This is a genomic window from Micromonospora echinofusca (assembly GCF_017614955.1).
Lineage (GTDB): Bacteria > Actinomycetota > Actinomycetes > Mycobacteriales > Micromonosporaceae > Micromonospora > Micromonospora echinofusca_A.
In genome coordinates, this window is sequence record NZ_WVUH01000223.1 from 1 (window position 1) to 12,359 (window position 12,359).

The 12,359-nt window shown below is 71.8% G+C and carries 13 protein-coding genes; 2 read left to right on the plus strand and 11 right to left on the minus strand.

The window, feature by feature from the left end; genetic code table 11:
• Positions 1 to 7: 7 nt before the first annotated feature.
• Positions 8 to 382 carry a hypothetical protein gene (locus tag GSF22_RS34955; RefSeq protein WP_244368188.1) on the minus strand — a complete coding sequence of 125 codons (375 nt, stop codon included), beginning with the start codon at positions 380 to 382 and terminating at the stop codon, positions 8 to 10.
• Between the two features lie 200 nt (positions 383 to 582).
• Between GSF22_RS34955 and GSF22_RS34960 the strand changes: the two genes are divergently transcribed.
• A complete protein-coding gene (locus tag GSF22_RS34960; protein ID WP_244368191.1) occupies positions 583 to 1,098 on the plus strand; it encodes a hypothetical protein in 516 nt (171 codons plus the stop codon).
• Between the two features lie 113 nt (positions 1,099 to 1,211).
• Here GSF22_RS34960 and GSF22_RS22435 read toward each other — a convergent pair whose 3' ends face one another.
• The 4 genes from GSF22_RS22435 to GSF22_RS22450 form a co-directional block, all read right to left on the minus strand.
• Positions 1,212 to 2,402, minus strand: coding sequence for a helix-turn-helix domain-containing protein (locus GSF22_RS22435; RefSeq protein ID WP_208815709.1), 1,191 nt, complete (start codon positions 2,400 to 2,402; stop codon positions 1,212 to 1,214).
• A gap of 146 nt (positions 2,403 to 2,548) precedes the next feature.
• Positions 2,549 to 3,142, minus strand: coding sequence for a hypothetical protein (locus GSF22_RS22440; RefSeq protein ID WP_208815710.1), 594 nt, complete (start codon positions 3,140 to 3,142; stop codon positions 2,549 to 2,551).
• Positions 3,143 to 3,185: 43 nt separating this feature from the next.
• Positions 3,186 to 3,551, minus strand: coding sequence for a nuclear transport factor 2 family protein (locus GSF22_RS22445; protein ID WP_208815711.1), 366 nt, complete (start codon positions 3,549 to 3,551; stop codon positions 3,186 to 3,188).
• Positions 3,552 to 3,601: 50 nt separating this feature from the next.
• Positions 3,602 to 4,036, minus strand: a complete 435-nt coding sequence (locus tag GSF22_RS22450; protein ID WP_307804218.1) for a VOC family protein — start codon at positions 4,034 to 4,036, stop codon at positions 3,602 to 3,604.
• Between the two features lie 259 nt (positions 4,037 to 4,295).
• Between GSF22_RS22450 and GSF22_RS22455 the strand changes: the two genes are divergently transcribed.
• On the plus strand, positions 4,296 to 5,321 hold the full coding sequence (locus tag GSF22_RS22455) for an aldo/keto reductase (protein ID WP_208815713.1): 1,026 nt from the start codon (positions 4,296 to 4,298) through the stop codon (positions 5,319 to 5,321).
• A 137-nt stretch (positions 5,322 to 5,458) separates the two neighbouring features.
• On the opposite strand, the gene GSF22_RS22460 is transcribed toward GSF22_RS22455, so the two are convergent.
• From GSF22_RS22460 to GSF22_RS22485, 6 genes are all read right to left on the minus strand, one after another.
• Positions 5,459 to 6,373 carry an ABC transporter permease gene (locus GSF22_RS22460; RefSeq protein WP_208815714.1) on the minus strand — a complete coding sequence of 305 codons (915 nt, stop codon included), beginning with the start codon at positions 6,371 to 6,373 and terminating at the stop codon, positions 5,459 to 5,461.
• Positions 6,370 to 7,539: an ABC transporter permease gene (locus GSF22_RS22465; RefSeq protein WP_208815715.1), complete on the minus strand. Its 1,170-nt coding sequence runs from the start codon at positions 7,537 to 7,539 to the stop codon at positions 6,370 to 6,372. The genes GSF22_RS22460 and GSF22_RS22465 overlap by 4 nt, the downstream gene beginning before the upstream one ends.
• On the minus strand, positions 7,536 to 9,161 hold the full coding sequence (locus GSF22_RS22470) for an ABC transporter ATP-binding protein (RefSeq protein WP_208815716.1): 1,626 nt from the start codon (positions 9,159 to 9,161) through the stop codon (positions 7,536 to 7,538). Before GSF22_RS22470 ends, GSF22_RS22465 begins: the two co-directional genes overlap by 4 nt.
• 1 nt (position 9,162) lies before the next feature.
• Positions 9,163 to 10,254: a BMP family ABC transporter substrate-binding protein gene (locus tag GSF22_RS22475; protein WP_208815717.1), complete on the minus strand. Its 1,092-nt coding sequence runs from the start codon at positions 10,252 to 10,254 to the stop codon at positions 9,163 to 9,165.
• A 65-nt stretch (positions 10,255 to 10,319) separates the two neighbouring features.
• Complete coding sequence (locus GSF22_RS22480; protein WP_208815718.1) at positions 10,320 to 11,741, minus strand: amidohydrolase family protein; 1,422 nt, start codon at positions 11,739 to 11,741, stop codon at positions 10,320 to 10,322.
• The coding region (locus tag GSF22_RS22485; protein WP_208815719.1) for a quinone oxidoreductase family protein at positions 11,738 to 12,359 on the minus strand (622 nt) is incomplete at its 5' end. The genes GSF22_RS22485 and GSF22_RS22480, both read right to left, overlap by 4 nt.

Here is a 12,359-nt window from a genome sequence, read left to right on the forward strand (position 1 = left end):
GTCCCGGTCACCGGGTCAGCCCGACCGCCGTCGCCAGTTGCGCCACGCCGGCCGGCAGCGGCCCACCCCGCGTGATCTCGGCGATCACCGTACGCGCCACCGGCCGGCACCGGACCTCCGCCGGTGCGGTCCGGTCCGCCTCGACCACCGCGCGCCCCGCGTTGACCAAGTCCCCGAGCTGGAGGTACGCCCGCGCGACGTCCACCAGGTGGGCAGCCCGGTGCTCGACCGGCAGCCACCGCCACACGCCCCGGCCGGTGACCTTCTCGTGCCACCGGACCGCCTCGTCGGCGTCGCCCAGTTCCACCGCCGCCGCCACCCGCGCCACGTCGACCGTGGTGGGCCCGAAGCCCGTCCCGTACCGGTCCTCGCCTTCGCCCAACCGCTCGGCAGCGCCGCCCGCAGCGCCTGACCGAGCGGGATCGCGGCGACGGCGGTCCACGTCCGGTCGCCGGCCGCCACCGTCACCGCCCGGTCGGCGACCAACCAGGCCAACGCGGCCTCACCCAGCTTCACCAGGGCAGCCGCGGTGAGCCGGTACGCCTGCACCAGCACGGTCGACGCACCCTCAGCGGCGACGGGGTGGGCGTACCGCGCCTCGGCGAGCTGCGCCGGCAGCGCCCGTACCAGCTGCGGGCACCGGGCGTGCTGGTAGGTGAGCCAGGCATGCGTCAAATGCCGGGACAACTCGTCAGCCGACGGCACCCGCCGGTCCTGACCGTCGAGGAGGTCGTGGCAGGCGAGCGTCGACCGCAGCTCCGCCATCCCGGCCACGCCACAGGTTGCCGCCGCCAGCCGGTCGTCCCCACCGACCAGTACCGACACGCCACCCGGAGCACGTCGGCGAGCACCTGCTGGGTCATCCGGCGCCGCGACCGCCAGTACGCGACCCGCCGACCGATCGGCAGCTCACCGCTCTCCACGCCGCCTCCGCCCCACCGGGACGGCCCGGGTTGTCTCCTCCACCGGTATGCGATCCGCCTCGGCCTGCGCGAGAAGTCGGCGCTTCGCCGCATCCTGCTCGGCCGACTCGACCTGCTGGCCCCTGCTCTCCGGCGCAGGGCCGTCCTGACCACTCATCCCTACCTCCATCCGTGACGGCGCAGCAGAGGACCTCCGGACAGCACCTGTCCATCGGCACAGCCGCTGGGAAGACGGTCTTCCCTCGACCGAAGAGTAGGGTCGTGCGGTGATCAATCAATTACCGCCAGTTATGTGGCCAGGCTGATTCCCATCCGTCCGGCAAGTTGCGTCAGCTCGTCCGGGATCGCGCGACGCTTGGCCCGCTGGGCCATTGCCACCACGGCATCCTGCGCGAGCGGGTTCAGGGCGAAGGGTGCTGGTGCGGCCTGCTCGGCGCGGACGAACGCCGCCAGCGCCTCATCGTCTCGTCGACCGGTTTCGGCCAATGCCCGCCCCAGGTCGAGCCAGTAGGACTGCTGTCGTATCGACGCCGCGAGAACCTGCGGCCGTACGGTCCGGGACAGCTCGATGACCCGACCGCCCTCCCCCTGTTCCGCTGCGATGGACATCTCCCACAGCTTCACATTGGTCGGGCCGAAGCCGCAGCCGTTGAAGCCTGCCCCGTCCGGCGGGTCACCAAGGGTCGCTGCCTCCCGGACCGCCTCGTTCAGGTGATCGCGGGCGACATCCGCGCGGCCACTCACGGTCGAGGTCAGCGCCGCCGAGAGGTGAAGTTGACCGAGCATCTGCCGGACCCGCTCATCGGCAGCACCGGCCTGGAGCGCTGCCAGCGACCGGTCGGCAGCCCGCGCGGCGAGTGGGGCCGACTCGATGGGCAGGCTCTGCGCGTAGGCGAACCGGGAAGCCCCGATCCAGGCCGGATCCTCGGCCTGCTCGGCGGCCGTCACCGCCACCCGGGCCGCGTTGAGGGCCAGGTGGCGATATCCGAGATGCCGCAGACACGTCGACGCGTGATAGGCCACCTGGACAAGCGCGACGCCACCCACAGCCGCAGCGTCGAGGAGCAGGCCGGGCAGCAACCGGGCCATCGCCGGGTAATGGGAACCCGTGCGGAGCCGGTCGCTGCGCGCGATCTCAGCGGCCAGTTCTTCCGTGGTGCAGGTCGCCGGTCGTCGTTCACCGTCCTCGATTTCGATCAGGGTGGACCAGATCGCCGGCACGCACTCGGCCGCGCTCTCCCGGGCCGGACAGCCGGGTTCCGTGCCCTGTCCGAGCAGGTCCGCCACCGTCACCTGGAGAGCGGACGCGACGGCAACGAGGGTGGAGCGGCGGTCGACGGTCTTACGGCCGGATTCGACCTGCGAGATGTAGGGCTGACTGACACCGGCGAGTCCGGCAAGGACGGCCTGGGTCATCCCGTTCCGGCGCATCCGCCAGTACCGGATCCGGGCGCCGATCGTATCGACCTTCTTGGACATGGTTCCGTCTGCTCCCCGGGTAGAGGATCGGGACGACACCCGTCGACCGCTGATCCGGCAGGCCCATTGGGACGGTACTACGCACCGCTCGCAGTGGTACCGGTCCACACCGGCCTGTCACCTGCCGTTGCCGGTTTCTGGCGGCTTCAGCGGGTGAACGGGGGCAGCGCGGCGAACTGGGGATGCAGCGCGACCTGCTGCGCGAGTTGCGCCATCACCTGACGCACCCGGGTCAGTGGATGCTGCGGGAACTGGGGGTCGTACGCCGGATCGTCGGCGACGTGCGACGGCAGGCCGCCCTCGCCGTCGGGGCCGTACGGGTGGGGCCGGAAGTAGTCCGCCGGCCCCACCCGGCTCATGACCATGGCTTCCCGCTGGCCGGACACCCCGCCCTCGGCGGCCTGTACCCGCAACACCGCGCTACACGCCGCCTTCGGCACGATGAAGCTGCCCAGGAACGCCTGCCCCTGGGGCCGGTCGGGCAGCTTGACCTTGATGACCTGCCGGAGTGCCGGCTGCCCGCCGATCGTCGTGACACCGGCCTCGATGAGTGCACCACCCTGGGTGGCGGCCAGTTTCGCCATCCCCCGTTGGAGTGCGGGTACCTCCGTCAGCGTGGCGGGCAGGTCGGGCACCAGGTCGAAGAAGACCGCCTGGACGACGATCCGCTCGTCGTTGGCCCAGGTGTCCGCCGCCACCTGCTGGAATCCGGCGAGGAGGAAGTGCTGGAAGGGGTGCATGATCGTTGATCATGCCAGATCACCGATCCGGCCCGGTGGATCGTCAGCCCAGTTGCCGGGTGACCTCGCCGCTGTCCCAGTAGTCGACACGGTGCGCGATCAGACCGTCGTCGTCGACCCGGAACCGGAACACCCCACGGATCTCGACCGGTCGGTGCCCGGCCCAGCGGGCGAGGAAGGACATGCGGTACGCCAGTACCGCCCGGTCCCCCTCGACGACGAGGTCCTCCGGGTCGTACCGCAGGTCGACGAAGTCGGCCAGGAAACCGTCGAGCCGTTCGCGGTACGCGGCCCGGCCGACGACGCTGCGGCCCAGCGCGGAGGTGTGCTCGTTGACGAAGTCGCCGCTCACGCAGGCGGCGATGGCCCCGGCGTCGTGGGCGTTGAGTGCCGCCACGTACCGGGCCACCGCCGCGCGGGTCCGTTCGTCGTCGGGGGCGACCCGAGCCGACTGGTCGTTCAGGACTCCACCTCGACGTCGGCGCTGCCCCAGAGCCTGCGCACGGTGTCGAAGACCTGCTGGTTGTGCGAGATCTCGATGACGTTGCCGTCGGGGTCCTTCAGGGCGCAGATGTAGCCCACCGGGTCCGGCATGTCGCGCGGCTCCCAGTGCAGGCAGCCCAGTTCCCGGGCGCGTACGGCGAGCGCGTCGACGTCCTCCCGGTTCGGCACCTCGATACCGATGTGCGCGAACGGGGTCAGCAGACCGAGCTTGCCGCCCTTGTCCTTGTTGAAGGAGACCAGCACCAGCACGAACGGCGTCTCGACCTGCTTGTCGTTGGAGAGCCACACGCTCTCACCGTCGGCGTCGGCGAACCGGGCCACCACGACGAGCGGGGTGAGAGCGGTGTAGAAGTCGATCGCCTTGTCGAGGTCGCCGGTGGGCAGTGCCACGTGGGTCCACCGGGCTTGAGTGAGGGAAGTCGCCACAGAATCCTCCGCAGAACAGTTTGTCGTGTAACGGTGCGTCCCGAATGCGGGGCGCAATTTCGCCAGGTGGCCGGCGTACTCGATGCTATTTCCCGGAAATGTCGGCGGCCATGTGCCGGGGACACAAATCAGGCCCGGGATCTCTTGCTCCGCGTAACATGGCCGGCCCGTGCGGGTGGTGACAGCCTGAGGGTCGCCATACCAGACACGGAGGCTTCCGCACATGCGATACCGCACACTGGGCCGTACCGGCATCCAGGTCAGCACACTGAGCCTGGGCGCGATGATGTTCGGTTCCTGGGGCAACACCGACGAGGCGGAGTGCCGGCGCATCATCGGCACGGCGCTGGACGCCGGCATCAACCTGGTCGACACCGCCGACGTGTACGCGGCCGGCCAGTCCGAGGAGATCGTCGGGCGGGCGCTGCGCGGCCGGCGGGACGACGTCGTCCTCGCGACGAAGTTCCACGAGCCGATGGGCGACGACCGTAACCGACGGGGCAACTCGCGGCGTTGGATCATGCGGGCGGTGGAGGACAGTCTCCGCCGGTTGCAGACCGACTGGATCGACGTCTACCAGGTGCACCGGCCCGACCCGGCGACCGACGTCGACGAGACGCTGGGCGCGTTGTCGGATCTGATCCGGCAGGGCAAGGTGCGCTACGTCGGCTCCTCGGCGTTCCCGGCGGAGGAGATCGTGGAGGCGCAGTGGGTGGCGCAGCAGCGGCACCGGGAACGGTTCACCGTCGAGCAGTTGTCGTACTCGGTCCTGGCCCGGCAGGCCGAGGCGGGTACGTTGCCCACCTGTCAGCGGCACGGACTGGGGGTGCTGGTCTTCAGCCCGCTCAACGGTGGCTGGCTGACCGGGAAGTACCGGCTGGCCGGTGAGGTGGACACCGACTCCCGGGCGGTACGCAACAGCGACCACTTCGACTTCGCCACCGAGGAGATCCGGGCGCGGAAGCTGGCGGTGGTCGAGGAACTGGTCCCGCTGGCCGCCGAGGCGGGACTGTCGCTGATCGACCTGGCGCTGGGGTTCGTGCTGGCCCATCCGGCTGTCACGTCGGCCATCGTCGGCCCGCGTACCCTGCCGCAGTTGACCAGCCAGCTCGGTGGGGCCGACGTGGAGCTGCCCGCCGAACTGCTCGACCGGATCGACGCCCTGGTCGCCCCGGGCAGCGCGGTGAACCCGGCCGACGCCGGCTACCGGCCCGCCGCGTTGCGCGACCCGGCGCTGCGCCGCCGCTGAGCCGCGCACCCTCCAATCCCCGGAGGCGGTAAACCGGCGTCGATCTTGCAGTTGGGGCCCCAGTTTCGTCCTTTTTGCTGCTTATATCGGGGCCGCAACTGCAAGATCAACCCGGGTGGCGAGGGTGCCGCGGGGTGCTAGGCGGTGCCGCGTTCGAAGGGTTGCCCGAGTGACCGTGGTTCCCGGTGCTGGGCCGCGAAGAGCAGCATCGTGAGCAGGGCCAGCAGGTACGGGGCGACGATCAACAGCTGCGAGTTCAACGTCACGCCGAGCGCCGGCAACGCCAGTCGCATCGCGTCGGCGAGACCGAACAGGGCGCAGCCGACCAGGGTCCGCTTGAGCCGCCACGCACCGAAGATCACCGCAGCGATGACCAGGTACCCGCGCCCGGCGGTCATGTTCTGGTTGAACGAGCCGACCTCGCCGACGGCGAGGTACGCCCCACCCAGCCCGGCGAGTACGCCGCACCACATCAGGGCCTGCCGGCGACGCTTGTTGACCTTGATGCCGGTGACGTCGGCGGCCTGGGCGTTCTCGCCGACCGCCCGCAGTTCCAGGCCCCACCTGCTCCGCTCGACCAGCCACCAGGTGAGCGGGACGATCGCGAGGATCAGGAACGCCGGCCACCGGCCGACGAACAGCGCCTCGCCGACGATCGGGATGTCCCGCAGGACGGGGATGCCGACCTGGGCGACCTGGTGGGTGTCGAACTCGCTGATCGTGATCAGGTAGCTGGTCAGACCGAGCACCAGGGCGTTGATCACCAGGCCTACCACGAACGTGTTGATCTCGATGCGGTGGGACAGGTTGCCGTGCACCACACCGATCAGCAGCCCGACCACCGCGCCGGCCAGCAGGCCCACGGAGGCACTGCCGGTCATGCTGGCGGTGGCGATCGAGGCGAACGCCGCGCCGAGCATCATGCCCTCGATCGAGATGTTCAGCGTGCCGGCCCGCTCGGCGAGGTACTCCCCGCAGGCGGCGAAGGCCAGTGGCAGGCTGAGCCGGATCCCGCTGGCGAGGATGGTCGAGATGTTGTCGGACATGCTCATGCGACGGCCTCCTCGGGGACCCGGGCGGGCGTGGACACGATCCGGCCCGCCCTGCCGGTCGAGCGACGGGAGATGAGGTTCATGACCACCGGCGGCGCGACGAACGCGAGCACCAGCAGTGCCTTGACCACGTCGACCAGGAACGGTGGCACACCGGTCGCGGCGAGGAAGCCGCCGCCGGAGCGCAGTACCCCGAACAGGACCGCGACCGGGATCGCGACCAGGGGGCGGTTGCGGGCGACGAGGGCGACCAGCAGGCCGTCCCAGCCGATGTTGTTGGAGATCCCGGCCTGGAGCCGGTTGGTGCCCACCGGGCTGGTGAGCAGGACCGCGCCGGCCAGGCCGGCGAGGGCCCCGGAGACGGCGAGGGCGAACCCGCCGAGCGCCGCGACCCGCACCCCGGCCGACTCGGCGGTGACCGGGTTGAGCCCGACCATCTTGAGCCGGAATCCCCAGCGGGTCCGGGTCAGCACGACCGCGACCGCGACGGCCGTCGCGAGGGCGAGCAGCAGGCCGGCGTTGAGCTGGAGGTTCGGGTACTCGCCGACGGAGCCGAGCAGCGCGTTCGCCGGCACCTTGTTGGACTGCGGCGAGACGGTGCCGGTGCCGATCCGGGATTCCTGGAGCAGCCACGGGGTGGTGACCATGTAGGCGACGAGCTGCTGGGCGAGGAACGTCATCAGCATGGTGCTGACCACGACGTTCACCCCCCGGAAGCGGTACATCAGCGAGCTGAGCCCGGCCCAGGCGCCGGCCGCGAGGGCGGCGACCAGGAAGGTGACGACCAGCAGTACCGGTCCGGGGATCGCCAGGCGCAGCGCGACCCAGGTGGCGGCCATCGCGCCGATGAGGACCTGACCCTCCTGGCCGAGGTTGAAGAAGCCCGAGCGGGCGCTGACACACACGCCGAGCGCCACCAGCAGCAGCGGGGCGGTGAAGAGCAGGGTGCTGCTCCAGGCCGTCGGGTCGGCCATGCTGCCCTGGAACAGCGCCTGCACGGACGCGACGGGGGAACCGCCGGTCACGGCGATGAGCAGGGCGGACAGTCCGAGGGCGGCGGCGACGGCGAGGATCGTCACGCCGACGACCCGCCAGTTGGCGGGGCCGGGGGCGAGCCGGGCCAGTATCCGCCGGCCGGTGCCGTCGGCCGCCTGTCGTCCGTTCATCCGGTCACTCCTCCCACCAGCATGCCCAGCCGTTCGGCGGTGGCTTCCCGGGTGGGCAGCACACCGGTGATCCGGCCCGCCGAGATCACCGCGATCCGGCTGGCCAGTGCCATGACCTCCTCCAGTTCGGTGGAGATCAGCAGCACGGCCACCCCGTCGGCGGCGGCCCGGTTGAGCCGTTGGTACATGTCCTCGATCGCGCCGACGTCGAGTCCCCGGGTCGGCTGGGCGGCGACGAGCACGGCCGGGTTGGCCGACATCTCCCGGGCCAGGACGACCCGTTGCTGGTTGCCGCCGGAGAGGCTGCGCACCGGGGTGTCCATCGACGGTGTGACGATGTTGAACTCTGCGGCGAGCCGCTGGGCGACGGCGTGCATCTTCCGGCGGCTGAGCAGCATCCGCCCGCTGACGTCGCCGAGGGACTTCATGGCGAGGTTCTCGGCGACGCTCATGTCCAGCACCACCCCGGACCGGTGCCGGTCCTCGGGGACGATGCCGAGCCCGGCGCGGTGCAGCGCGCCGGGGCGGGTCAGGTCGACCGGTGCGCCGGCGAGTTCGACCGTGCCCGCTGCGGGCACGACGAGCCCGCAGAGCAGGTCGCCGAGGGTGGCCTGACCGTTGCCCTCCACGCCGTACAGTCCGACGATCTCGCCTGCCCGGACGTCCAGGTTGAGCTGGTCGAGGACGGTGATCCCGCCGACGGTGACCGTCACGTCGCGCAGTCGCAGCGCGGCGGGCTCCGACGTGGTGGTGGGCGTCGCCGGGACGGCCGGGTCCGGCGCCGTCGCGGGTTCCGCCGCTGCGGTGCCCTCCGGGCCGTCGACCGGGAGTGCGCCCAGCCCGAGCGCGGCGCCCTCGGCCCGCAGGGAGACCTCCCGACCGACCATCTGGCGGGCCAGTTCCTGTGGGCTGGTCTGCCGGGTCCGGGCCTCGAAGACGACCCGGCCCCGGCGCAGCACGGTCACCCGGTCGGTGGCCGTGGTGATCTCGGCGAGCTTGTGGCTGATCAGGATGACCGCGCGTTCCTCGGTCTGCACCAGCCGGCGCAGCACCGTGAACAGCTCCGCCGACTCGGCCTGGGTGAGCACCGAGGTCGGCTCGTCGAGGATGAGCACCGACGGGTCACGACGCAGACACTTGATCAGTTCCACCCGTTGCCGTTCCCCGGCGGAGAGCCGGTCGACGCGGGTGGTCGGATCGACCGGCAGGCCGTACCGTTTGCCGATCGTCTCGACCTGCGCGCACGCCTCGGCCCGGTCGATCCGGCCGGAGTCGCCGAGGATGACGTTCTCCCAGACGGTCAGCGGGCCGATCAGACTGAAGTGCTGGTGGACCATGCCGAGCCCGAGGGCCATCGCCTCGTGCGGGCTGGCGATGGCGACCGGGCGGCCGTGGTGCAGGATCAGCCCGTCGTCCCGGGGGACCAGGCCGAGCAGGATCTTCATCAGCGTCGACTTGCCGGCGCCGTTCTCGCCGAGGAGGCCGTGGATCTCACCGGTGTGCACGGTGAGATCCACGGCGTCGCACGCGACGACCGGACCGTACGCCTTCCTGATGCCGCGCAGCCGGAGCGCCGGGCGTCGGGTCCCGGCCGGCTGCTCGGTCCGCTCCGTCAGCGTCATGTCAGGAGCCCAGCCGCTTCACTTCCGCCGCGACGTCGACCTTCTTGCTGCCGATGTCGGACATCAGGGTGGCCAGCTTGGCGTTCTGCTCGGCGGTGCCGTTGCAGATCTTGATGGTCGGGTACTGGTCCACGCCGAGCTGCCACTCCTTGGCCACGCCCATGGTGAGCTTGCCGTCGGCGAAGAGCTGGAGCGCGGCGGCGAAGTACTGGCCCGGGTCGAAGATCACCGAGATGTCGAACTTCGGGCTGGTGGAGGCGCACCGGTCGGTGCCCGGGGTCAGGGTGATCAGGTTGCCGGTGTTGGCCTGCGCGGTCGCCGCGTCGGTGGCGCCACCCAGGTACGGGTAGACCGCCTTGACGCCCTGGCTCATCTGCGCCTGCACGGCCTCCTTGGCCTTGGCGGAGTCGTTGAAGTCCCCGGTGAAGGTGTTCACCACCGTGGCGTTCGGCAGCACCATCCGGATGCCGGCCTTGAAGGCGGCGGCGGAGGCCTTGCTGAAGTCCGCCTCGGCACCGGTGACGAAGCCGGCCTTGGTGTCGCCCCGGGCCTGCATGAGCAGCCCGGTCGCGTAGCCGGCCGCGAGGATGCTCTGGTTCGGGTCGTCCTTGGACAGCACGATCTTCGGGGTCTGCTCGATGTTGTACGACGACGGCACGTACCAGGCGGTCTTGGCGCAGACCGCCTCCTCGGAGGCGGGGATGGCGTCCTTGAGCTCGGAGGCGCCGAGCGCCACCATGTCGACCTTCTGCTGGCAGAGGGCGCGGGCGGCGTTGAGCGCGTCGGTGACGGCCACGTTGCCCCGCTTGATGACGGTCCAGCCCTTCGAGCTGGCGAACGCCTCGGCGCCGTCGACGAAGCTCTGGTAGTAGCCCTTGTCGTTGATGTCACCGGGGCTGAGCACGCCGATGACGACCTTGCCGTCGCCGTTGACGTCCGGCTGGCCGGCCGGCACGGTACCGGCGCTGCCGCCGGCCGAACCGCTCGGCTGCGGGGTGGCGGTGGCGTCGTTGCTGGCGCAGGCGCCCAGGCCGAGCACGGTGACGGCGGCGAGCGCCCCCACCAGTGGCCGGCGGTGTCGGGAAAGGGTCATCGGGGTCGTCCTTTCGAGGGGGATGTGCAGGGGTGAAGGGGAAGCAGGGTGGCCGGTCCGTCCGGTCACGGCGACGTCCCGGGGTACCGGGCGGCCGGCACCACCGGCCACCGGTGGGGTACCTCGATGCCGGCCCGGCGCAGCAGGGCCGCCGAGCGCGCCGCCGCCTCCGTGGCGAGCGCGTCGAGGTCGACGGTGGTGACCCGCCGGTCCCGGACCACCACCGCGCCGTCGACCAGGACGTCGCGCACGGTGTGGCTGGGTGCCCCCCAGACGAGGTGGGTGGCGAGGTCGCCGGGTGGCAGCCAGGACACCTCGCGGGTGTCCAGGACGACGAGGTCGGCCGCCTTGCCGACCTCGATGGAGCCGATCAGTCCGGCCATGCCGACCGCCTCGGCGCCCCGGATGGTGGCCAGGGCGAATGCCTCGTCGGCCCGCAGGGCCCGGGTCGGGTCACCGGAGCCGTCCCGGTCGAGGGCGGCGAGCAGCCAGGCGGCCCGCAGCACGTCCGGGACGTCCCCGGCGTTGTGCGAGTCGCAACCGAGGGCGAGCCGGCCGCCCCGGCGGGCGAACTCCGCGTGCCGGCCGGCCCGGGTGTAGCCCTGACCGAGGCGCAGGTACGCCGCCGGGCAGGACACGATGGCCGTCCGGGTGTCCAGCACGGCGTCGAGTTCGGCGTCGTCGAGCCAGACGGCGTGCCCGAGCAGCAGCCGTGGCCCGAGTACGCCCAGCCGGCGGAAGTGCAGCACCGGGCGGGTGCCGGTGCGGATGGCGTACGCGGCCGGGTCGTTGTCGCCCGGTGAGATGTGCCAGGTGACGCCGACGTCGAGGCGTTCGGCGAGTTCGGCGGCGCCGACGAAGAGGTCGTCGCTGACCACGTCGTGACCGACCAGGGTGATCCAGCCGGTGACCAGGCCGTCGGCGGGGAGCGCCCGGACGGTCTCCTCCTGGGCGGCCAGGGAGTCGGCGACGGGCATCGCGTACGGCTGGCCGGGGGTGTCCCAACCCCACCGACCGACGCGGCCCCGGATCCCGGCGGTGGTCAGGCCGGCCGCCACCCGGTCCGGGTGGGCGACGGTACCCGGGTCCAGCAGGGTGGTCACGCCCCGGGTCAGCGAGTCCACCGCGGCCAGGGTCGCGGAGAGTTCGTCGTCGTCGCCGGTCAGCACCGCGTGCATCGGCACGCTCCAGCCGAAGATCGCCTCCTGGGCGCTGACGTCGTCGGGGATCGTGCTGCGGGTCAGCGGGTCGGCGGTGGTGTGCTGGTGGGCGTTGACCATGCCGGGGACGACGACGCAGCCGGTGGCGTCCAGTTCCGGGGTACCGGGGAAGCGTCGGCGCAGGTCGGCGGTGGCGCCGACGGCGGCGATCCGGCCGGCGGCGACGGCGATGGTGGCGTCGGTGACCACCGCGCGGTCGGCGGCCATGGTGACCACCGTGCCGCCGGTGACGAGCAGGTCCGCGCCGGTCGGGTCGGGCGTGGTCACGGCCGCACCACGATCTTGCCGATGGCGGTCCGGGACTCCTGGGCGCGGTACGCCTCGGGCAGGTCCTCCAGCGGGTACTCGGCGGCGCGGAGGGTGCGCAGGCCGCCCTGGCCGTAGGCGGCGATCATGGCGGTGAAGTCGGCCGGGCAGTACGCGCCGGCGCCGAGCAGTCGCAGACCCCGGTGGTAGATCTCGGCCAGGGAGAGCGAGACCTGGTCACCGCCGATGTTGCCGAAGGTGACCAGCCGGCCGCCGGGGCGCAGGCAGTCCACCGAGGTCCGCCAGGTGGCCGCGCCGATGTGGTCGAGGACCAGGTCGGCGCCGCGACCGTCGGTGACCTCGCGGACCCGGGCGACCACGTCCTCGTCGGCGCGCAGGGCGAGGTCGGCGCCGAGGTCGGCGGCGAGGGCCACCTTGGCCGGGGAGCTGGCCACCGCGACCACCCGGGCGCCGACCCGACGGGCCAGTTGCAGTGCCGCCACGCTCACCGCGCTGGCGGCGGCGTGCACGACCACCCAGTCGCCGGTCCGGGCGGCGCCGACGCAGTAGGTGGCGTGCCAGGCGGTGCTCCAGGCGGTGGGCAGGGTGACCGCGTCGTCGAGGTCGACGGCGGCGGGT